General features: G+C 33.8%; 21 protein-coding genes. 14 read left to right on the plus strand and 7 right to left on the minus strand.

What is annotated here, in order from left to right:
* Nucleotides 1-2: 2 nt before the first annotated feature.
* Nucleotides 3-521, minus strand: a complete 519-nt coding sequence (locus tag H4V97_RS02120; RefSeq protein ID WP_196850752.1) for a GNAT family N-acetyltransferase — start codon at nt 519-521, stop codon at nt 3-5.
* On the opposite strand from H4V97_RS02120, the gene H4V97_RS15925 reads away from it, so the two are divergent.
* Nucleotides 520-651, plus strand: coding sequence for a hypothetical protein (locus H4V97_RS15925; protein WP_255549321.1), 132 nt, complete (start codon nt 520-522; stop codon nt 649-651). The genes H4V97_RS02120 and H4V97_RS15925 overlap by 2 nt on opposite strands.
* Here H4V97_RS15925 and H4V97_RS02125 read toward each other — a convergent pair.
* The 3 genes from H4V97_RS02125 to H4V97_RS02135 all read right to left on the minus strand — a co-directional run bounded on the left by H4V97_RS02125 (nt 641) and on the right by H4V97_RS02135 (nt 2,993).
* Nucleotides 641-1,510, minus strand: coding sequence for a nucleoside phosphorylase (locus H4V97_RS02125; RefSeq protein ID WP_196850753.1), 870 nt, complete (start codon nt 1,508-1,510; stop codon nt 641-643). The two genes, H4V97_RS15925 and H4V97_RS02125, sit on opposite strands and share 11 nt — an antisense overlap.
* 73 nt (nt 1,511-1,583) lie before the next feature.
* Nucleotides 1,584-1,913: a translation initiation factor gene (locus H4V97_RS02130; RefSeq protein ID WP_196850754.1), complete on the minus strand. Its 330-nt coding sequence runs from the start codon at nt 1,911-1,913 to the stop codon at nt 1,584-1,586.
* 129 nt (nt 1,914-2,042) lie between these two features.
* Complete coding sequence (locus H4V97_RS02135; RefSeq protein WP_209548773.1) at nt 2,043-2,993, minus strand: isopenicillin N synthase family dioxygenase; 951 nt, start codon at nt 2,991-2,993, stop codon at nt 2,043-2,045.
* A 167-nt stretch (nt 2,994-3,160) separates the two neighbouring features.
* Between H4V97_RS02135 and H4V97_RS02140 the strand changes: the two genes are divergently transcribed.
* The gene (locus H4V97_RS02140; RefSeq protein WP_209548774.1) at nt 3,161-5,137 is read left to right on the plus strand and encodes a thiamine pyrophosphate-dependent enzyme; all 1,977 of its coding nucleotides are present in this window, start codon (nt 3,161-3,163) and stop codon (nt 5,135-5,137) included.
* A 113-nt stretch (nt 5,138-5,250) separates the two neighbouring features.
* Here H4V97_RS02140 and H4V97_RS02145 read toward each other — a convergent pair whose 3' ends face one another.
* Nucleotides 5,251-5,535 carry a DUF2442 domain-containing protein gene (locus H4V97_RS02145; RefSeq protein WP_196850757.1) on the minus strand — a complete coding sequence of 95 codons (285 nt, stop codon included), beginning with the start codon at nt 5,533-5,535 and terminating at the stop codon, nt 5,251-5,253.
* The gene (locus H4V97_RS02150) at nt 5,532-5,837 is read right to left on the minus strand and encodes a DUF4160 domain-containing protein (RefSeq protein ID WP_209548775.1); all 306 of its coding nucleotides are present in this window, start codon (nt 5,835-5,837) and stop codon (nt 5,532-5,534) included. Before H4V97_RS02150 ends, H4V97_RS02145 begins: the two co-directional genes overlap by 4 nt.
* A 121-nt stretch (nt 5,838-5,958) precedes the next feature.
* On the opposite strand from H4V97_RS02150, the gene H4V97_RS02155 reads away from it, so the two are divergent.
* The gene (locus tag H4V97_RS02155; protein WP_209548776.1) at nt 5,959-6,099 is read left to right on the plus strand and encodes a hypothetical protein; all 141 of its coding nucleotides are present in this window, start codon (nt 5,959-5,961) and stop codon (nt 6,097-6,099) included.
* A 334-nt stretch (nt 6,100-6,433) separates the two neighbouring features.
* Here the strand turns inward: H4V97_RS02155 and H4V97_RS02160 are convergent, their stop codons facing one another.
* Nucleotides 6,434-7,978 (minus strand): hypothetical protein, encoded by a 1,545-nt coding sequence (locus H4V97_RS02160; RefSeq protein ID WP_196850759.1) that lies wholly within the window; start codon nt 7,976-7,978, stop codon nt 6,434-6,436.
* A gap of 155 nt (nt 7,979-8,133) precedes the next feature.
* Here H4V97_RS02160 and H4V97_RS02165 point away from each other — a divergent pair, with 155 nt between their 5' ends.
* The 11 genes from H4V97_RS02165 (at nt 8,134) to H4V97_RS02215 (ending at nt 22,193) form a co-directional block, all read left to right on the plus strand.
* Nucleotides 8,134-9,309 (plus strand): 2-isopropylmalate synthase, encoded by a 1,176-nt coding sequence (locus tag H4V97_RS02165; RefSeq protein WP_196850760.1) that lies wholly within the window; start codon nt 8,134-8,136, stop codon nt 9,307-9,309.
* Nucleotides 9,310-9,363: 54 nt separating this feature from the next.
* Nucleotides 9,364-10,479 (plus strand): 3-isopropylmalate dehydrogenase, encoded by a 1,116-nt coding sequence (gene leuB / locus H4V97_RS02170; RefSeq protein WP_196850761.1) that lies wholly within the window; start codon nt 9,364-9,366, stop codon nt 10,477-10,479.
* Nucleotides 10,480-10,532: 53 nt separating this feature from the next.
* A complete protein-coding gene (gene ilvD, locus H4V97_RS02175) occupies nt 10,533-12,206 on the plus strand; it encodes a dihydroxy-acid dehydratase (protein WP_196850762.1) in 1,674 nt (557 codons plus the stop codon).
* A gap of 90 nt (nt 12,207-12,296) precedes the next feature.
* Nucleotides 12,297-13,994: a biosynthetic-type acetolactate synthase large subunit gene (gene ilvB, locus H4V97_RS02180; RefSeq protein ID WP_196850763.1), complete on the plus strand. Its 1,698-nt coding sequence runs from the start codon at nt 12,297-12,299 to the stop codon at nt 13,992-13,994.
* Between the two features lie 108 nt (nt 13,995-14,102).
* Nucleotides 14,103-14,627: an acetolactate synthase small subunit gene (ilvN, locus tag H4V97_RS02185; protein ID WP_209548777.1), complete on the plus strand. Its 525-nt coding sequence runs from the start codon at nt 14,103-14,105 to the stop codon at nt 14,625-14,627.
* A gap of 98 nt (nt 14,628-14,725) precedes the next feature.
* Nucleotides 14,726-16,195, plus strand: a complete 1,470-nt coding sequence (gene ilvC / locus H4V97_RS02190) for a ketol-acid reductoisomerase (RefSeq protein ID WP_209548778.1) — start codon at nt 14,726-14,728, stop codon at nt 16,193-16,195.
* Between the two features lie 543 nt (nt 16,196-16,738).
* Nucleotides 16,739-18,646: an acetate--CoA ligase gene (gene acs / locus H4V97_RS02195; RefSeq protein WP_196850766.1), complete on the plus strand. Its 1,908-nt coding sequence runs from the start codon at nt 16,739-16,741 to the stop codon at nt 18,644-18,646.
* A 206-nt stretch (nt 18,647-18,852) separates the two neighbouring features.
* Entirely contained in the window at nt 18,853-19,983 is a 1,131-nt protein-coding gene (locus H4V97_RS02200) for an NAD(P)/FAD-dependent oxidoreductase (protein ID WP_196850767.1), read from the plus strand.
* Nucleotides 19,984-20,697 (plus strand): methyltransferase domain-containing protein, encoded by a 714-nt coding sequence (locus H4V97_RS02205; protein WP_196850768.1) that lies wholly within the window; start codon nt 19,984-19,986, stop codon nt 20,695-20,697.
* Complete coding sequence (locus H4V97_RS02210; RefSeq protein ID WP_196850841.1) at nt 20,694-21,746, plus strand: type III polyketide synthase; 1,053 nt, start codon at nt 20,694-20,696, stop codon at nt 21,744-21,746. The genes H4V97_RS02205 and H4V97_RS02210 overlap by 4 nt, the downstream gene beginning before the upstream one ends.
* Complete coding sequence (locus H4V97_RS02215; protein WP_196850769.1) at nt 21,747-22,193, plus strand: 3-hydroxyacyl-ACP dehydratase FabZ family protein; 447 nt, start codon at nt 21,747-21,749, stop codon at nt 22,191-22,193.
* The last annotated feature ends 23 nt before the right edge of the window (nt 22,194-22,216 follow it).

Here is a 22,216-nt window from a genome sequence, read left to right on the forward strand (position 1 = left end):
CATTATATTTTCATTTCGTACCAATTCCAAGAAACGCCATCTTCGAGATATTGTTCGGTCATTTGCATGCCTATTTTTTGCAAAATTCTATTAGAAGCAATATTTTCAGTATGTGCTGCCGCCATCATCGTTTCTATTTTCAAGATTTTGAAACCATAGTCCAACCAAGCAAAACTAGCTTCACTGGCGTATCCCTTTCCCCAAAAATTTTCGCTTAGACGATAACCAATATCATAAAAATCAATCTTATTATTTACCCTTTCGGTATTGTATTTTAATCCGGACCAACCAATTAATTCATTGGTTTCTTTCAAAATAACAACAAATCTTCCAATATTGTTTTCCAAATATTGTTTCCTAACCATTTCTATATATTGGTATACTCCATCGATCGAAGTCAATGGTTTGTTCCAAAGATATTTGTGTACATTGGGATTACTGTCCATTTCAAATAAAGCTTCAGCATCTGAAGGCAGCATTTCTCTGAGAATAAGGCGTTCGGTTTCTAAAATAAGATTCATGATATTTACAAAAAAAGTTGATGGTGAAGAATTAGCCCTGATCGAAACGGCATCCCCCGCTTTTTGGCAGGGATACAGTGTAGAGCAGGAAATAGCTCCAAATAAAAATGAATGTTCTATTATTGATTAGCCAATTTCTTCAACGTATATGCAATCAATTCATCAACTGCTTTGTATGGATCTTCGCTAAAAGTTCCCGAAGCGCGATTGGCAATAATGGCATTCAAAGAAAGTGCGTTGTGCCCCAAAAGAGCCGAAAGACCATAGATAGCTGCAGTTTCCATTTCGAGATTAGTGATGCGATTCTCTTCAAATGTGAAATTATCCATTTTTGAATTTAGATTTTCATCTTGGATATTCAAACGCAACACACGCCCTTGAGGTCCATAAAAACCGCCGGCTGTTGCCGTGATTCCTTTGTGCATTTTATCGCTTTCTATCAATTTTTCCAATTTTTCGGAACAAGCAATCACGTATGGTTTTCCTTTTCGCAAATCCCAATTGGTATGTTTTACAAAAGCATCTTCCATGTCGATATTAGATACTTCATCAATCAAATAGGAGCGAAGCATGTTGTCTAATCCCAAACCAAATTTTGACATTACAAAACTATCCACAGGAATATCGGCTTGTAAAGAACCCGATGTTCCGACACGGATAATATTTAATGAAGTTAATTTATCTTTTGGCTCTCTGGTTTTTAAATCGATATTGACCAACGCATCTAATTCGTTGATAACGATGTCAATATTATCAGGACCAATTCCTGTTGACATAACGGTAATTCGTTTGCCTTTGAACATTCCGGTTTGGGTTTTGAATTCTCTTTTTTGTGTCGAAAATTCAATGCTGTCAAAGAATTGAGTTATTTTTTCTACCCGATTTTGATCCCCCACAAAAATGATGTCGTGAGCAATGTGTTCTGGTTTTAAATTCAAATGATAAACGCTTCCGTCTGGATTGAGTATTAATTCTGATGATTGTATCATTGTTTTTTTGTTTAATGTTTAAGGTTTCAAGTTGCTCAACTGAATACTAATTACTGAGCACTGAATACTTTTTCTAGCCACCAACACGTTTTACTTTAAAACCTTTAGCTTTTAAAATAGTCATGATTTTGTCGCGATAATCGCCTTGAATGATAATGGAATCGTCTTTGAAAGTTCCGCCAACGCTCAATTTTGTTTTTATTTCTTTGGCTAAAATTTTAAAATCCTCGTCAGTACCTTCATACCCTTCAATTATAGTGGTCGCTTTTCCTTTTCGTTTTTCGAATTTGCAAATCATCGGTTCTTTTTGAACGTATAATTCGTGTGCCACTTCTTCAATTGTCTCCTCAGGCGATGGTTCGTGATCTGGAAAAAGGTTTTTTAATTGGTCTTGCAAGTCCATATTTTATTAATTTAAATTCCAAAAAACAAATCCCAAATCCCAAAATTGCGGTTTTAAAAAACAACTTTTTGGAATTTGGAATTTTTATCTATTGTATTTTATTTTCCCCCTTCGGGGACTAGGGGGCTATTATTTTTTAATAAGCCCTAAATCTACTAAACGTTCGTATAAATATTCTCCAGCGGTAATGTCTTCGAACTGTTTAGGGTTTTCTGCATCAATGCAGTTTTCTAAACAATTTAATGGCATATCACTTACCGGGTGCATAAAAAACGGAATAGAATAACGTGAAGTTCCCCACAATTCTCTTGGTGGATTCACCACTTGATGAATGGTAGATTTCAATTTGTTATTCGTGTGGCGAGATAACATGTCACCCACATTAATTACTAATTCATCCGGCTCAGCGATTGCATCAATCCATTCTCCATCGTGGTTTTGCACTTGTAAACCTTTTCCTTGAGCTCCCATCAATAAGGTAATCAAATTGATATCGCCATGCGCTGCGGCACGAATTGCATTAGCAGGTTCTGAGGTAATAGGTGGATAATGAATAGGTCTTAGAATTGAATTTCCGTCTTTCGCATAATTATCAAAATAAAATTCATCTAAACCAAGGTGAATTGCTAAAGCTCTCAGAACATAAACGCCTGTTTTTTCTAGCATTTGATAAGCTTCTTTACCCACAACATTAAAACGAGGTAATTCTTTTACTTCAACATTTTCAGGGTATTCTGAAGCGTATTTTGAATCTTTGGATACATATTGTCCAAAATGCCAAAATTCTTTTAAATCTCCCTCTTTTCGGCCTTTGGCATGTTCAGTTCCAAAAGAAACATAACCTCTTTGTCCGCCAATTCCAGGAATCTCATAGTTGTGTTTTGTTTCTAATGGTAAAGCGAAAAATTTTCTAATTTCGCCGTACAATTCATCAACCAGTTGGTCGTCTAAAAAATGCCCTTTGAGTGCTACGAAGCCAATATCTTCAAATGCACTTCCGATTTCATTTACAAATTTTTGTTTACGTTTCGGGTCGTCCGAAAGGAAATCACGCAAGTCAACACTAGGAATGTTTTGCATACTTTAAATATTTTTTAAAATTACAAGGTATAAATCTTGCAGATACAAAGATAAAGAATAATTTTAATTCCAAATTTTAAAATTCATCATTAAAATAAAAAAATATAACAAATTAAATCAAAACTGTTATATTTTTTTATCTTTGAACCACATTAAAAAGAAAGAAAATGACCTTTGACAGAAAAAATCTTAGCAACGACCAATTATTAGATTTATATAAAAGAATATTAAAACCAAGATTAATAGAAGAAAAAATGTTGATACTTATTCGCCAAGGAAAAGTATCAAAATGGTTTTCAGGAATTGGTCAAGAGGCTATATCTGTTGGAGTTACGGCAGTTTTAGATACTGATGAATACATACTGCCAATGCACAGAAATCTTGGCGTTTTTACAGGGAGAAATATTCCTTTGTACCGTCTTTTTTCACAATGGCAAGGAAAAGCCAATGGTTTTACCAAAGGTCGTGATCGAAGTTTTCACTTTGGAACCCAACAATACAAGATTATTGGAATGATTTCGCATCTTGGTCCGCAATTAGGTGTGGCTGACGGAATTGCTTTAGCCAATAAACTCAAAAAGAATGGTAAAATAACAGCAGTATTTACCGGTGAAGGAGCTACCAGTGAAGGGGATTTTCATGAAGCATTGAATATTGCCTCGGTTTGGGAATTACCTGTGATGTTTGTAATCGAAAATAATGGTTACGGTTTATCAACTCCCACCAATGAGCAATATCGTTGTGAAAATCTCGCCGATAAAGGGATAGGTTACGGAATAGAAAGTCACATTATAGACGGAAATAATATTCTTGAAGTATTTAATCTTTTATCAGAATTGAAAGCTTCGATGATTGAAAAACCGCGTCCCGTTTTATTGGAATTCAAAACCTTTAGAATGCGTGGACACGAAGAAGCGAGTGGGACAAAATATGTTCCACAGGAATTAATGGACCTATGGGCGATTAAAGATCCTGTTGATAATTATAGAAAATTTTTATCTGAAAATGGAATCCTTTCCGAAGAATTCGATTCGGCTTTAAGAAGTGAAATCAAAAAGGAAATAGACGATAGTTTGGCTCTTGCCAATGCAGAACCAGAAATCGAAGCTTCTTACAGCGAAGAATTAAATGATGTGTATAAACCCTATCAATTTGAGGCGGTTAATCCATCTTCCGAAAAAGAGAATATTCGTTTTATTGATGCCATTTCAAACAGTTTGCGTGAATCGATGGAACGACACCCAAATTCAGTAATTATGGGTCAGGACATCGCTGAATACGGTGGTGCTTTCAAAATCACTGATGGTTTTGTAGCACAGTTTGGTAAAGAACGTGTGATCAATACGCCGATTTGCGAGAGCGCAGTAGTTTCGGCAGGAATGGGATTGTCTATCAACGGATACAAAGCCATTGTAGAAATGCAGTTTGCCGATTTCGTTTCGACCGGATTCAATCCAATTGTGAATTTGTTGGCCAAATCACATTACCGTTGGCTGGAAAATGCCGATGTTGTGGTTCGTATGCCTTGCGGTGGCGGAACTCAAGCAGGACCTTTTCACTCCCAAACTAATGAAGCTTGGTTTACCAAAACACCAGGTTTGAAGGTGGTTTACCCTGCATTTCCATATGATGCCAAAGGTTTATTAAATACATCCATCAACGATCCAAATCCTGTGATGTTCTTTGAGCACAAGCAATTGTACAGAAGTGTTTACCAAGATGTGCCAAAAGAGTATTATACTATTCCATTAGGAAAAGCCGCTTTATTGAAAGAAGGAACCGATATCACTATTATTTCGTTTGGATCAGCAGTACATTGGGCATTAGATACTTTGGCTAAAAACCCAGCGATTTCAGCTGATTTATTGGATTTAAGAACCTTGCAGCCTTTGGATACCGAAGCTATTTTTGCATCGGTAAAGAAAACAGGAAGAGTGATTATTTATCAGGAAGACAGTATGTTTGGTGGTTTGGCCAGTGATATTTCGGCGATGATTATGGAAAACTGTTTCGAATATCTTGATGCGCCTGTTAAGCGTGTTGCAAGTTTAGACAGTCCAATTCCTTTTACAAAGGCGTTGGAAGATCAATATTTGCCGAAAGGAAGATTTGAAAAGGAATTATTGGAAATTATGGCTTACTAAGTAAGGAATCGGTTTCCTAAATTAATTACGAATTTCATGAATTAACACAAACTAATTAGTGTAATTTTTGAAATTCGTGTTTTTTATTCATCGTACTATTAGTAGAAAATTTTTTAACTTATTTTACCTTCATATAAATCCCAAATGGGGAAAATCATATCATAATCATTCCAATTTAAATTTCCATATACAATAGTGAAGTTTTTGAAATTATTTAAATCTAAATATTTTGAAATGGAAGGATGTTGTGATTTTGATAAAAAGAGTTCAAAATCAACGTTTTTTTCTGACGCATCGGTAAAGGTTACTTTAATAACGTAACCATTAACATAAGTCGCAGCAACAACATTTATTGCTTCTGTTTCACTTTGATTGCTATAATTAACTGCTATTTTCATTTTATTTTTTTTGTAATTTTTTCAAATGGAATTTCTTTGTGATATACAAAATAATCAATCCATTTTACCACAATTTCAGAAGCATATTGTCCTAAGAAAGATTGAAAATTTTTAAGTTCATTCCCAATAAGAGGTTTTTTTCCTTTTACACCAACAATTTTAATTTCAGAAATAATCCCGTTAACGATGTAAAATTCTGCTTTACTTTCAAATTCCGCTTTTTTTGCATGCACATGAATTGGTTCATGTTCATTTGAATAAAAATAAAAAAGAATTCCTAAATATTCATACAATTTTGGCATAAGTACCTATTTAATTCAAAATTACAAAATTTAACAACTTGATATACTAATAGTATATTTTTTAATAAAAAAGTTGACTCATAGTATATTTGGTTTAAGGAGTAATATTTAGGCGGTGATTATGGAAAATTGTTTCGAATATCTTGACGCGCCGTTTAAGCATGTAGCGAGTTTAGATAGTCCAATTCCTTTTGCAAAAGCCTTGGAAGATCAATATTTGCCAAAAGGCAGATTTGAAAAGGCTTTGCAAGAAATGTTATAACACTAACTATCGATATCAATTTATTTAGGTCGTTTTTAGAATTTTACAACCTAAAAACGACCTAATATCCAGTAGATAATTATGAATAGTATAATTGTTCCAAAGCAACCACCACCTAGCTTTTTTGCCCCGTAACCTGCAATTAATGTTTTGAAAAATCCATTCATATTTATTGATTTTAAATGTTTTTATAAAGGTAATAATAAAATAGTATTCTGATAGTTTTTATTTTAATTCCAAAAATAAAATCAATGACAAAAAATAGATGCTTATTTTAATAACAGTCTTGGAATGTTACTATAAAAAAGATAGCTAGAGTTTATAATTTTTTTGTTTATCGATTACTCAATTTTGCTTTTTCTTTGATAATATCACTTATTTTTCGGTTTTGGATTTTGCTTTCTAACCATGAAATAATATCGAGATAAAGGAACGCCCTTTTTTCGTAAGTGTTTTTTTCTAATTCGACAAAACGTGCCCTCATTTTTATAAACTCCTTTTTGATATCTCCGGGATAAATAGAGTTTAAGTTTTTCAAAAACTTGATGATCTCTTTTTGCACTTCATGCAAATCGTTCATTTTCAGCAAGAATTTATACGTGTTTTTCAGTTGATTTTCTAAATAATAATCGTTGCCCAATTCATAATGAGCAATTAAACTTAGTAATCGTGCAAAACACATTAAATCTTCCCGCATGGAAAGATTTTTGTTGTTTATGATTTTCTCTAAATAGAATATCGATTCAACGTATTTTTCGTTACCAAAATAGATAGAAGCTATTTTGTAGTAAAACAACATTTCGTGATGTTCATCAAGATGCTCACTATGTAATTTTAATTTATTTAAAATTTCTGGAATTAGATATTCACTTTCAGCAAAAGTACCTTCCAGAATATGATAATTCAGTTTATTATTATACAAATATAAGAACGATAACGAAGCAATATTGTCATTTATTGGAAACCTCGGATCGTGAATTGTTTCTTCTAATAACAACAAATATTTTTTGAATTTTGATTTGTATTTAAGCATGAATAAAGACTCCAGTAAATAATGATTCCCTTTTAAAAAGAATACTGGATTTAGATAAATCATACTTGGATTATCATAAAAAAGAGTGACCCATTTATACGCATATTTGTAACTTCCTAAAAAGTCCTGAACTAAAAAACTACGCCAAAGATTAGCATTGTAAAACCAATATTTCTCTCGAAAACCAAATTTTTTCTCATCTAATTTGGCAATGTGTTTGTGGAAATAATCATCAATGTATTTGTACTCTTCGTCACTTTTTACATAACCTGTTTTCAGCATTATCCCATACAATTGCAAGGATAAATTGGATAATTTACTGGAAATTGTATTGCGATAGTTTAACTCTTTGGCTTGAACAACTAATTCATCGGCACGACCTTGAATACTTCGGGTGATGTATTGTGATTCAATAAGCTTTTCAAATTCTACAATTTCGTAAGCCATCAGTTTTTCGTCATTTTCTAAAGCTGAAATTTTTGTTTTATCCAAGATTTTTAAACTTTGCTTGTATAAACCTTTGTTGTATAAAATAGCGGCAAAATCAATTTGTTCCCGCAATTGATACCGAATATTTTGACTGGGAATATTCAACCGGATACTGACTAATATTTGTTTATATAAATACGACTTAAGGTTGGATAATTGCACTTTTTTTATAATACCACTTTTCAAAATAAGTTTCTCATCATACACTTCCGACTTGTCTAAAATGTTGAATAATTCGATGAATTTTGTATTTGAACTGGTCTCCAGTCTACTTGCAAAAATCTTAAATTGTCTCTTTTCAGACTTTGAAAGGGATTTTATTAATACAAATAAAAAATCTTTTTGATGGTTAGCCATTGTAAAATAAAGAAGTGTAACACACTGCAAATAAAGAGATTATGCTCTTATTGATTGCTTTATAAGCAGTATATTTGGTTAAAATGAATTTTATATTTAAAGTGTTGAAATCTATTTTTGTTATGAAGATGTGAAATTACATTAAATAAATGAAAATGAATAGAGAGAAAGTCCAAATTTTTGATACCACTTTACGTGACGGGGAACAAGTCCCAGGATGTAAATTGGATACCAATCAAAAGCTTGTTATAGCAAATAGATTAGACGAGATGGGCGTTGACATTATCGAAGCTGGATTTCCTGTTTCTAGTCCTGGAGACTTTTTGTCTGTTACAGAAATAAGCAAGATTGTAAAAAATGCCACAGTTTGTGGTTTGACTAGAGCAGTGAAAAATGATATTGATGTTGCTGCAGCCGCTTTAAAATATGCCAAAAGACCCCGTATTCATACTGGTATTGGGACTTCAAATTCTCATATTATACACAAATTAAACACAACTAGAGAAGACGTTATTGCCAGAGCAAAATTTGCTGTATCACATGCTAAATCTTATGTAGAAGATGTAGAATTTTATGCAGAAGATGCAGGTAGAACCGATAATGATTTCTTGGCAAAAGTATGCGAAGAAGCAATAAAATCAGGTGCTACGGTACTAAATATTCCTGATACGACTGGCTATTGCTTGCCTGAAGAATACGGAGCAAAAATAAAATATCTAAGAGAAAACGTAAAGGGAATAGAAAATGTAATTCTTTCTTGTCATTGTCATAATGATTTAGGGATGGCTACTGCCAATTCCATTTCAGGTGCAGTAAACGGAGCCAGACAAATAGAATGTACGATTAATGGTATAGGGGAAAGAGCTGGAAATACAGCACTTGAGGAGGTAGTGATGATTTTCAAACAACATCCTTACTTAAATTTATATACTGATATTGATTCGAAACAATTGAACGAAATGAGTCGATTGGTTTCCGAAAGTATGGGAATGATAGTGCAACCTAATAAAGCGATTGTAGGGGCTAATGCTTTTGCACACAGCTCAGGAATTCATCAGGATGGTGTTATAAAAAACAGATCCACTTATGAAATTATGGACCCTTTGGACGTTGGTGTCAATGAGTCGTCAATAGTCCTTACAGCCAGAAGCGGTAGAGCGGCATTGGCTTACAGAGCAAAAAAGGTGGGTTATGAACTTACAAAAGTGCAATTGGATATTGTCTATGGAGAGTTTTTAAGATTCGCAGATATCAAAAAAGAAGTATTGGATGATGATATTCATCAAATTATTGAAGTCTGTAAAATACAAAGTGAATTAATTAGAAGTTAATACTGGTTTCAGAATTTAAAAAAAATGTAGCATCCAATTAAAAAAATATAGCCCATGAACTTAAAAATAGCAGTACTAGCAGGCGATGGAATAGGACCAGAAGTAATCTTACAGGCAAAGAAAGCATTATATGCAATTGGTTTAGTTTATGACCATGAGTTTGTTTTTGAAGATGCCTTTGTTGGAGCTATTGCATTTGAAAAAACTGGGAATCCACTTCCAGAACAAACCCTGAATCTTTGTCGCAACACCGATGCCGTTTTATTTGGTGCCATTGGTGCTTTAAAATACGATACTAATCCGGAGTCAAAGTTACGTCCAGAGCAGGGTTTATTAAAATTAAGAAAAGAGTTGGGTCTTTATGCCAATATTAGACCTATAAAACCATATTCAGCATTATTGAATTCTTCTCCATTGAAAAAAGAAATAATCGAAGGTGTTGATTTTATTATTTTTAGAGAGCTAACTGGTGGTGTATATTTTGGTGAAAAAAAATTGAACGAGACCGAAACTGTAGCCTCTGATTTATGCGAATATTCAGAGGAAGAAATTACCAGAATTACTCATTTAGCATTTAAAAGCGCTCAAAACAGACGAAAAAAAGTAACTATGGTCGATAAAGCCAATGTGCTTGAAACTTCTAGATTATGGCGAAAAGTAGTCAAAAAAGTAAGTGAAGGGTATCCAGATGTAGCTTTAGATTTTCTTTTTGTTGATAATGCCGCGATGCAAATTATTCTTAATCCAAGACAATTTGATGTGATTTTAACCGAGAATTTATTTGGGGATATCTTATCTGATGAAGCGAGTGTAATTACAGGATCTATAGGATTATTAGCTTCTGCATCTTTCGGGAAAACAAACGCACTTTTCGAACCTATTCATGGTTCTTACCCGCAAGCTGCTGGAAAAAATACAGCTAATCCTATTGCTTCCATATTATCAGCGGCACTATTATTAGAACATTTTGGACTTCATAAAGAAGCTAAAAAAGTACATGAAGCGGTAGAAATCGCTATCGAATATAGTGCAGTAACAGTTGATTTAAACTCGGATTCAAAATTTGGAACCAATGAAGTTGGAGATTTTATTTCAAATTTTATTTTAAATAAAGATGACTTATACTTTAAAATTGATAATATCAAAATAGGACAATCAACAATTGTTTAAGAGAAACGTAATTTCTCAGTTCTAACAAAAATACATACACAAATTAACAAATAATGGAATTAAATAAATATAGCAAGACCATAACTCAAGACGAAACGCAGCCTGCAGCACAAGCGATGCTATACGGAATTGGTTTAACTGAAGACGATTTGAAGAAAGCACAAGTTGGAATTGTAAGTATGGGTTATGATGGAAATACTTGTAATATGCATTTAAATGATTTAGCCAAAGAGGTCAAAAAAGGAGTTTGGGATGCCGATTTAGTCGGGCTGATTTTTAATACAATAGGGGTTAGTGACGGTATTTCGAATGGAACGGATGGAATGCGTTATTCTTTGGTTTCGCGTGACGTAATTGCCGATTCAATCGAAACGGTAATGGGAGCGCAATGGTATGATGGATTAATTGCAATTCCTGGTTGTGATAAAAATATGCCTGGATCTGTAATTGCAATGGGAAGATTAAATCGCCCTTCAATAATGGTTTACGGAGGTTCAATTCACTCAGGGCGTTGGAAAAATGAAAAATTGAATATTGTTTCGGCTTTTGAAGCTTTAGGAAAAAAATTCAGTAATACGATTACTCCTGAAGATTTTAAAGGTGTTATAAAAAATGCTTGTCCCGGTGCAGGTGCTTGTGGTGGAATGTACACTGCAAATACGATGTCATCAGCAATTGAAGCTTTAGGAATGAGCTTGCCTTACAGTTCTTCTAATCCTGCTTTGAGTGACGAAAAAAAACAAGAATGTATTGATGCCGGAAAAGCCATCAGAATATTATTGGAAAAAGATATAAAACCAAAAGATATTATGACTCGTAAAGCATTTGAAAATGCGATTACTATAGTTGCTGTTCTTGGAGGTTCTACAAATGCAGTAATGCATTTAATTGCGATGGCGCATTCAGTTGATATCGAAATTACTTTAGATGATTTTCAAGCTATTAGTGATAAAACACCTTTGCTTGCGGATTTGAAACCAAGTGGTAAATATTTAATGGAAGACTTACATGAAGTTGGTGGTGTTCCAGCTGTCATGAAATATTTATTAAAAGTGGGATTGCTTCATGGAGATTGTTTGACTGTTACAGGAAAAACAATAGCAGAAAACTTATCCGCGTTTCCTGATTTAAATGATGGACAAGACGTAATTCATGAAATCCAAAAAGCCTTGAAAGCCACTGGAAACATACAAATATTGTACGGAAATCTTGCTGAAGAAGGTTGCGTTGCAAAAATGAGCGGTAACGAAGGAGATTTTTTTGAAGGTGAAGCGATAGTTTTCGAAAATGAATTTGATGTCATCACAGGGGTCAGAAACGGAAACGTAAAACCCGGAAATGTCGTCGTCATAAGGTATTGTGGCCCTAAAGGAGGACCAGGAATGCCAGAAATGCTTAAACCAACTTCTGCAATTATGGGTGCTGGACTAGGAAAATCAGTGGCTCTTATTACAGATGGAAGATTTTCTGGTGGTTCGCACGGTTTTGTAGTGGGACATATTACTCCTGAAGCCTTTGACGGTGGTGGAATTGCACTGGTCAAGAATGGAGATATTATTACAATTGATGCTGTAAACAATACCATTAACCTGAAAATATCGGATGAAGAATTCGCAACCAGAAAGTCAGAATGGATTCAACCAGCATTAAAAGTGAATAAAGGAGTATTGTTAAAGTATATAAGATCAGTTTCAAGCGCCTCAACAGGTTGCGTAACTGATAAATAATTTATCAAAAAAAAAATTTGAAAAATTCATAGCATTTTTAAAATGAGATTTATAATTGCTATTTCAAATTAAAAAATAATAAACGTACCCATGGGAACAAATAAAATATCAGGCGCAGAGGCCGTTATTCGATGCTTATTAGAAGAAGGAGTAGACCTGGTTTATGGTTATCCAGGCGGAGCAATCATGCCGGTCTATGACGAATTATATAAATTTAAAGATCAATTGCATCACGTTTTAGTCCGTCACGAGCAAGGGGCAACGCATGCGGCTCAAGGGTTTGCAAGAGCAACAGGAAAAGTGGGTGTCGCGATAGCTACTTCAGGTCCTGGAGCAACAAATTTAGTTACTGGAATTGCCGATGCTCAAATTGATTCTACTCCAATGGTTTGTATTACAGGTCAGGTTGGTAAGCATTTATTGGGTTCAGATGCTTTTCAGGAAACAGATATTATTGGAATTTCGACTCCGGTAACCAAATGGAATTATCAAATTACCGAAGCGCATGAAATCCCTGAGATCATGGCTAAAGCTTTTTATATTGCGAGATCGGGGCGTCCGGGTCCGGTATTAATTGATATTACAAAAAATGCTCAGTTTGACGAAATCGAATTCAGCTATAAAAAATGTACCAGCATTAGAAGTTACAATCCAAAACCGACTTTAAATCTTGAAAAAGTTAAGGAAGCAGCGGAATTAATCAATAATGCCAAAAAACCATATATTATTTTTGGTCAGGGAATTATCCTTGGCGAAGCCGAAGAACAATTAAAATCGTTGGTTGAAAAGTCAGGAATTCCAGCGGCCTGGACAATTTTAGGACTTTCTGCGCTACCTACAGATCATCCATTAAACGTAGGAATGTTAGGTATGCATGGCAATTATGGTCCAAATGTATTGACCAATGAATGCGATGTTTTGATTGCACTCGGAATGCGTTTCGATGATCGTGTTACAGGAAATTTGGCTACTTATGCCAAACAAGCCAAAGTGATTCACTTTGAAATTGATCCATCTGAAATAGACAAAAATGTAAAGACTACCGTTGCAGTTTTGGCCGATGTAAAAGAATCACTGACTGCTTTACTTCCTCTTATCGAAAGTAAAACTCATGAATCTTGGCACAACGAATTCAAAGAATTATATAAAATTGAATTGGAATCTGTTATCAATGAGGAATTAAAACCTACCAATAACAAAGGAATTTCGATGGGAGAAACTATTGAAATGATTAACAAACATTCTAAAGGTGACGCGATAATGGTTTCGGATGTGGGACAACATCAAATGTTTGCTTGTAGGTATGCTAAATTCAATTCGACAAAAAGTAATGTGACTTCAGGAGGTTTAGGAACCATGGGATTTGCTTTGCCTGCTGCAATTGGTGCCAAAATGGGAATGCCAGAACGTGAAGTGGTTGCTATTATTGGTGACGGTGGTTTTCAAATGACAATTCAGGAATTGGGAACTATTTTTCAAACCAAAATTCCTTTGAAAATTGTAGTACTCAACAACGAGTTTTTAGGAATGGTGCGTCAATGGCAACAATTGTTTTTTGACAAAAGATATGCTTCTACTGAAATGATAAATCCAAACTTTACCGCTATTGCCGAGGGGTATTACATTAAAGCAAAAAAAGTTACTAAACGAGAAGATTTAGATGCAGCTGTTGCCGAAATGATGGCTTCAAAAGAATCCTATTTCCTTGAAGTTATGGTAGAAAAAGAGAACAACGTATTCCCGATGATTCCAACAGGAGCATCGGTTTCAGACATTCGTTTGTCTTAAATAGTTTAAAGTTTAAGGTTTAAAAGTTGTTGGTATGAAAACACTGGCAGTAAAACAAGAAAGTTGCTCAACTTTAAACTTTAAACAAAAAAACTTTAAACAAAAAAAATGGAAAATAAAACATTCACCATTTCTGTTTATTCAGAAAACAACGTTGGCTTATTAAACAGAATATCTGGCATATTCCTGAAACGTCATATCAATATTTTGAGTCTAAATGTATCCGAATCAGAGATTGAAAATGTCTCCAGATTTATAATAGTGGTTGATACCACCGAAAAATGGGTGCAAAATATTGTAGGCCAAATCGAAAAACAAATCGAAGTCATTAAAGCGTTTTATCACGTTGATGAAGAAACCATTTTTTTAGAAAATGCGCTTTTCAAAATACATTCCAGCTTATTATTCGATGAAAGACAAATTCAAAATATTATAAAAGAAAGTCACTCTGAAATAGTTACGGTTTCAAGAGACTTTTTCGTGATTTCAAAGTCCGGAAAACGTACCGAAATCGAAGAATTATATGAAAAATTAAAACCTTTCGGAATCATGCAGTTTGTACGTTCCGGAAGAATATCAGTTTCTAAAGAAAAAATGGAAATATCAACTTTATTAGAAGAACTAAAACAGTAATCAGTGTTCAGTCACTTTAGTTTGTCATTCCGACGAAGGAGGAATGGCAATTTGATTAGCATTAAGTATAAAATTTTACAATCATTAAAAAATAAACAATGGCAAATTATTTCAATTCATTACCACTTAGACTACAACTAGAACAATTAGGCGTTTGCGAATTCATGGATCAATCTGAATTTAAAAATGGAATCGAAGCTTTAAAAGGAAAAAAAGTAGTCATTGTAGGTTGCGGAGCTCAAGGTTTGAACCAAGGATTAAATATGAGAGATTCAGGTTTAGATATTTCTTATACTTTACGTGCTGATGCAATTGCTGAAAAAAGAGCATCTTTCAAGAACGCTACTGATAATGGTTTCAAGGTGGGAACTTATGAAGAATTAATTCCAACGGCTGATTTGGTTTGTAACCTTACACCGGATAAACAACATACAGCTGTAGTTACAGCGATTATGCCATTAATGAAAAATGGCTCCACATTGGCATATTCTCACGGTTTCAATATCGTCGAAGAAGGAATGCAAATTCGTAAAGACATTACTGTAATTATGTGTGCTCCAAAATGCCCTGGTTCTGAAGTTCGTGAAGAATATAAAAGAGGTTTTGGAGTACCAACCTTAATTGCAGTTCACCCCGAAAATAATCCAAATGGAGAAGGTTTTGAGCAAGCAAAAGCGTATGCGGTTGCTACTGGAGGTCACAAAGCAGGAGTTTTAAACTCTTCATTTGTTGCGGAAGTAAAATCGGATTTAATGGGAGAGCAAACTATTCTTTGCGGAATGTTACAAACCGGTTCTATTTTATGTTTTGACAAAATGGTTGAAAAAGGAATCGAACCTGCTTATGCTTCAAAATTAATTCAATACGGTTGGGAAACAGTAACGGAAGCTTTGAAACATGGCGGAATTACAAATATGATGGACCGTCTTTCAAATCCTGCAAAAATTGAGGCTTACGAATTAGCTGATGAATTAAAAGACATCATGCGTCCGTTATTCCAAAAACATATGGATGACATTATTTCTGGGGAGTTTTCAAAAAACATGATGATTGACTGGGCCAATGATGACATCAATTTATTGACTTGGAGAGCGGCTACAGCAGAAACCAATTTTGAAAAAACAGCACCAACAGCAGCTCATATATCAGAACAGGAATATTTTGACAATGGCGTATTGATGATTGCCATGGTAAAAGCAGGAGTAGAGTTAGCATTCGAAACTATGACACAAACGGGCATCATTGAAGAATCAGCTTATTACGAATCATTGCATGAATTGCCTTTGATTGCTAATACAGTAGCAAGAAAAAAATTATACGAAATGAACAGAATTATTTCGGATACAGCGGAATACGGATGTTATTTATTTGATCATGCCTGTAAACCGTTATTGGCTGATTTCATGAAAACAATCGAAACTAATGTAATTGGAAAACCTTTTTCTACATCGAATGGAGCAGAAAACGCGGTGCTTATTGCAGTAAATAGTAGTATTCGTCAACATCCTATTGAAGAAGTAGGAGCGTGGTTGAGAGAATCAATGACCGCTATGAAAAAAATTGGATAGTAAAAAAATAAGTATTACCACACAGGAGGGTGTGTTGGGATCTGCATTATATCATCTTGTTTTTAAAATATTTTGAATTAGTTACTTTTATTAAAAAACGCAAAAGATATAAAGCATATTACATTCACTTAACTTCGGGTTCGCCTGAAAGTTAAGTGGAGTAATCCCTAAAAGCTTTTGAAAAATATCATTGTATTACCCATTTTGATTTTTAAATAATTTGAAATGATATTGCAATTGGCGGTTTTAGTAATAAGTATTTTGTTATAAAGTCTAAATTATTTTGGTTAGTATATTTAGAAAATTCGGCTCATTATTACTAAATTATTTGTTGTTAAATTTTGTTGAGACAAAAGGCGGGGTAGAAAAAATCTATCTCGCTTTTTTGGTTTCAAACATTTTTCTCTAAAACAATAAAAAAACAACAAATATTCATTAAAAAGCTATTTTTTTTATGTGATAGTAGTTTTTTTATAGAAATTAATATTTTAAATAATTTTAGGAATAGCGGGAGATTTGATACTTTTATGAAAAATTTAAAACATGAGCTATTACAAAATTGAAAATTTAGAACAGTATTTTAAACACTATAACAAATCAGTTCGAGAACCTAGAAAATTTTGGGGAAAAATAGCAGAAGAAAATTTTACGTGGTACCAGCAATGGGATAAAGTTGTCGATTTCAATATGGCCGACGCCGAAATAAAATGGTTTACTGAAGCAAAATTGAATATTACTAAAAATTGTATTGACAGACATCTTAATAAAAGAGGGGATAAGACAGCTATTATATTTGAGCCTAATGATCCTAATGAAAAAGCATTACATATTACCTATAATGAGTTACATCAACGCGTTTGTAAAATGGCAAACGTACTACGGGAACAAGGTATAAAGAAAGGCGATCGAGTTTGTATTTATTTACCAATGATCCCTGAATTAGCCATTACTACTTTGGCTTGTGCCAGAATTGGTGCCATACATTCTGTTGTTTTTGCTGGTTTTTCTGCATCGGCGGTAGCAACCAGAATAAATGATAGCGATTGCAAGATGGTCATCACTTCAGATGGTGGATACAGAGGAAATAAAACTATTGATTTAAAAGGAATAATTGACGATGCATTGACCAACTGCCCTAGAGTAGAAAAAGTGCTTGTCGCCAAAAGAATACATTCAGAAATTACCATGAAAGCGGGACGCGACCAATGGCTACAGCCACTTTTAGACGAAGCTTCTGATAATAATGTTGCCGAAATTATGGATGCAGAAGATCCATTATTCATTCTATATACTTCTGGTTCAACAGGAAAACCAAAAGGAATGGTACATACTACTGCGGGATACATGGTTTATACGGCTTATACTTTCAAAAATGTATTCAATTACGAAGAAAATGATGTTTTTTGGTGTACCGCTGATATTGGTTGGATAACCGGTCATTCTTATATTTTATATGGACCGTTATTGAACGGAGCAACAACTGTAATATTTGAAGGCGTTCCATCTTATCCTGATTTTAGTCGTTTTTGGGAGGTAATCGAAAAACATAAGGTTACACAATTTTATACTGCACCAACCGCTATTCGTGCTTTGGCAAAAGAAAGTGTGGAGTATGTCCAAAAATATCCGCTCAAGTCTTTAAAAGTGATTGGATCTGTTGGCGAACCAATTAATGAAGAAGCTTGGCACTGGTATAATGATCATGTTGGAAATAAAAGATGTCCAGTAGTTGATACTTGGTGGCAAACTGAAACAGGTGGTATTATGATTTCACCAATTGCCTTTGTAACGCCAACAAAACCAACATATGCGACCTTACCATTACCGGGAATCCAACCTGTTTTAATGGACGAAAAGCGCAATGAAATTGAAGGAAACCAAGTGGTGGGAAGTTTGTGCATTAAATTTCCTTGGCCAGGAATTGCCCGCACCATTTGGGGCGATCATCAACGATATAAAGACACTTATTTCTCTACATTTCCAGGTAAATATTTCACTGGAGACGGTGCTTTGAGAGATGAAGTGGGCTATTACAGAATTACAGGCCGAGTAGATGATGTAGTTATTGTTTCAGGACATAATCTGGGAACAGCGCCTATTGAGGATGCAATCAATGAGCATCCAGCTGTTGCAGAATCAGCGATTGTCGGTTTTCCTCATGATATAAAAGGAAATGCATTGTATGGTTTTGTTATTCTAAAAGAAACAGGAGAATATCGAAATAAAGAAAATCTTAGCAAAGAAATTAATCAGCACATAGCCGATCACATTGGACCAATTGCAAAACTGGATAAAATTCAGTTTGTTTCGGGGTTGCCAAAAACACGTTCTGGAAAAATTATGCGTAGAATTCTGCGTAAAATTGTGGAAGGTGATTATTCAAATCTTGGCGACACATCAACTTTATTAAATCCTGAAATTATTGATGAAATAAAAGAAGGAAAATTGTAAATGAATTAAAACTGCTTGTAATCAAGCAGTTTTTTTTTGGATAAAAATATAAAGTCAGTATTTTAGCTTTTACAGATTCTAAAAAAAAATCAATTTAATGATAACAAAAACGATTGATTATATGCTACAAATAAAGTAGCAATTATGTAAGTTTTATATTAAATTAGTCCTCAACTATATCAAACAATTTATTATTTTTACTTTTCATGAAAAACAAAGAAGTCCTAATTATCGGTGGAGGTTTAGCAGGCTTAACTGCAGCTATACATTTGTCAAAAAATGGATTGCAAGTAATTTTGATTGAAAAAAATGAATATCCAAAACATAAAGTTTGCGGTGAATATATTTCAAATGAAGTATTGCCCTATCTGAATTGGCTTGATTTGGACATTTCAAGTTTACATCCAACACATATTACTCATCTAGAATTTTCAACGGTTTCCGGAAAAATAATTAAAAGTATTTTACCTCTTGGAGGTTTTGGAATTAGTCGATATACACTCGATGAATATTTATACAAGAAAGCAATTGCTAATGGTTGTAAAATAATTCGAGACACCGTAGACGCAATAGTTTTTGATGCCGAAGAATTTACCGTAACCACTTCCGATAAGACCATTTTAAAATCGGAGATTGTAATTGGTGCTTTCGGTAAAAGGTCAAATATCGATCAAAAATTAAATCGTAATTTCATTCAGAAAAAATCTCCTTGGCTGGCCGTGAAAGCCCATTATGCTGGGAATTTTCCAAATGATTTAGTTGGTTTGCATAATTTTAAAGGAGGTTATTGTGGGGTGTCTAAAGTAGAAAATAACACAATCAACATTTGCTATCTAGCTGATTATGAAACCTTCAAGCACTACAAAAACATTGATGAATATCAAGAAAAAGTAGTTTCTGAGAATCCACATTTAAAAGCAATTTTATCAAAGTGCAAGCTGCTTTTTGAAAAGCCATTAACGATTAGCCAAATTTGTTTTGAGAAAAAAAATACAGTCGAAAACCATATTTTAATGATTGGAGACACAGCGGGATTAATTCATCCTTTATGTGGAAACGGAATGGCAATGGCTATTCATAGTGCTAAAATTGTTTCAGAATTAATTGAGAAGTTCTGTAATAAAGAGATAAAATCCAGAACGGAGTTAGAAAATAAATATAAGCAAGAATGGGATTTTAATTTCAAAAACAGGTTGAAAATGGGACAATCACTAGCCCTTCTTTTGCAAAAGCAAAAAATGTCGAAGGTACTGTTGCGAATATTAGTTTATTTTCCATTTGTATTACCAATTATTATTAAAAAAACTCATGGAAAACCCATAAATATAAATTCATAAATGGTTATAAATACTAAAAACAGAACCGATAGACCTGAAACTATGGACGATTTTGCCATGGAAGGAGAAGTCTTACGTGATGCATTGGATAAAATCGCTCAAATCAATCAGCTCTTAGGAGGAAACCAGCTAACTTTACGAGGTGTTCAGGAATTGATTGGGACAGTTGCTAAATCAACGCCAATTACAATAGTAGATGTGGGTTGCGGGAATGGTGATATGTTGCGAACCTTGGCCGATTATGGATTAAAAAATAATTTGAACTTTCAATTAATTGGTATTGATGCAAACAATTTTACGGTCAATCATGCACGACACTTATCCAAAAATTATCCAAATATAAGTTACCAATGCGAGGATATATTTGATAAACCTTTTGCTGAATTAAAATATGATATAGTGCTATGCACATTGACGTTACATCATTTTAAAAAAGATGAAATTATTGAGCTTTTAACTATTTTTAAGACCAATTCAAAAGTGGGGATTGTTATTAATGACTTGCATCGAAATATCATAGCGTATCGATTGTTTCAGGCATTATGTTTCGTATTTCGATTGAATGATATGTCAAGAGAAGATGGATTAGTTTCTATTTTAAGAGGGTTTAAAAAGGAGGAATTGGTTCGTTTTTCAGAAAAATTAAATTTTATAAACTATAAAATCCAATGGAAATGGGCTTTTCGTTACCAATGGATAATTTCAAAAATATGAGTGTAAAAATCAAAGCGGTAAGCAAACAATTACCCAAATATTCACGGAATACTGACGAAATAATTCCATTTCTTGATGCTTGGCTCGAAGGTCAAGATGAACGTTTCATAAGAAAAGTAAAAAAGATTTTTGAAGGGGCAGCTGTAGACAAACGGTATTCTATCATGGATCCTATCGAGGTTTTTACAAAAACTTCTTTTGAGGAAAGAAATGATATTTATATTCGTGAAGTAATTGATTTAGGCGAAAAGGTCCTCGAAAAAGCACTTGAAAAAGCCAATTGGAATCCAGAAGATTTAGATTACATTATAACTGTAAGTTGCACCGGTATTATGATTCCATCACTGGACGCTTACTTAATAAATAAATTGAAATTACGTCAGGATATTGTGCGACTTCCAGTAACTGAAATGGGTTGTGCAGCGGGAATTTCGGGAATTATTTATGCTAAAAATTTCCTGCAGGCCAATCCTGGGAAACGAGCTGCTGTAATAGCGGTAGAAAGTCCGACGGCAACATTTCAATTAGACGATTTTTCGATGGCAAATATAGTAAGTGCGGCAATTTTTGGTGATGGAGCGGCTTGTGTTTTACTTTCTTCCCATGAAGACGATGAAGGACCCGAAATTCTAGCGGAGGAAATGTATCATTTTTACGATAACATTCACATGATGGGGTTTAAGCTTACCAATTCAGGATTGCAAATGGTTTTAGACATTGAAGTTCCACAAAAAATAGCTTCCCATTTTCCGGATATTATTCATCCTTTTTTAGAAAAAAATAATCTAGAAATGAAAGATATAGATCATTTGATTTTTCATCCCGGTGGTAAAAAAATTGTTCAAACGGTAGAAGCTTTATTTTCAGATTTAGGTAAAAATATAAACGATACTAAAGAGGTTTTGCGTTCCTATGGAAATATGTCGAGTGCTACTGTTTTGTATGTTTTGGAACGAATTATGGATGATAATCCAGAGAAAGGATCAAAGGGATTGATGCTGAGTTTTGGACCTGGGTTTTCAGCACAAAGAGTTTTATTGCAGTTTTAAATGAAAAATAAAGAAATCATATCCAAATTACCTTATTCCGAGCCCTTTCTGTTCGTGGATGAAATAATCCGTATCAATGAAAATGGAGTAGAAGGTAATTACACTTTTGATGAAAATCTAGATTTTTATAAAGGACATTTCAAGTATATGCCAGTTACTCCCGGAGTAATTCTCACGGAAGTGATGGCCCAAATTGGATTGGTTTGTCTGGGGATATTTTTATTGGATGATATATTTAGTTCAAGTACTTCAATTGCTTTAACGTCAAGTGAAATGGAATTTTTAAAGCCTGTTTTTCCTAAAGAAAAAGTAACCGTAATTTCGGAAAAAATATATTTTAGATTTGGAAAATTAAAATGTAAAGTAAAAATGATTAATGAAAAAGAGGAAATAGTTTCAGTAGGAACAATTGCAGGAATGATAGTTTCAAAGAGTGAAGTAACTTAAAATTCTTAATGCCTTAATGGTTT

The sequence above is a fragment of the Flavobacterium sp. CG_23.5 genome, assembly GCF_017875765.1.
In the GTDB taxonomy this organism is placed as follows: Bacteria; Bacteroidota; Bacteroidia; order Flavobacteriales; family Flavobacteriaceae; genus Flavobacterium.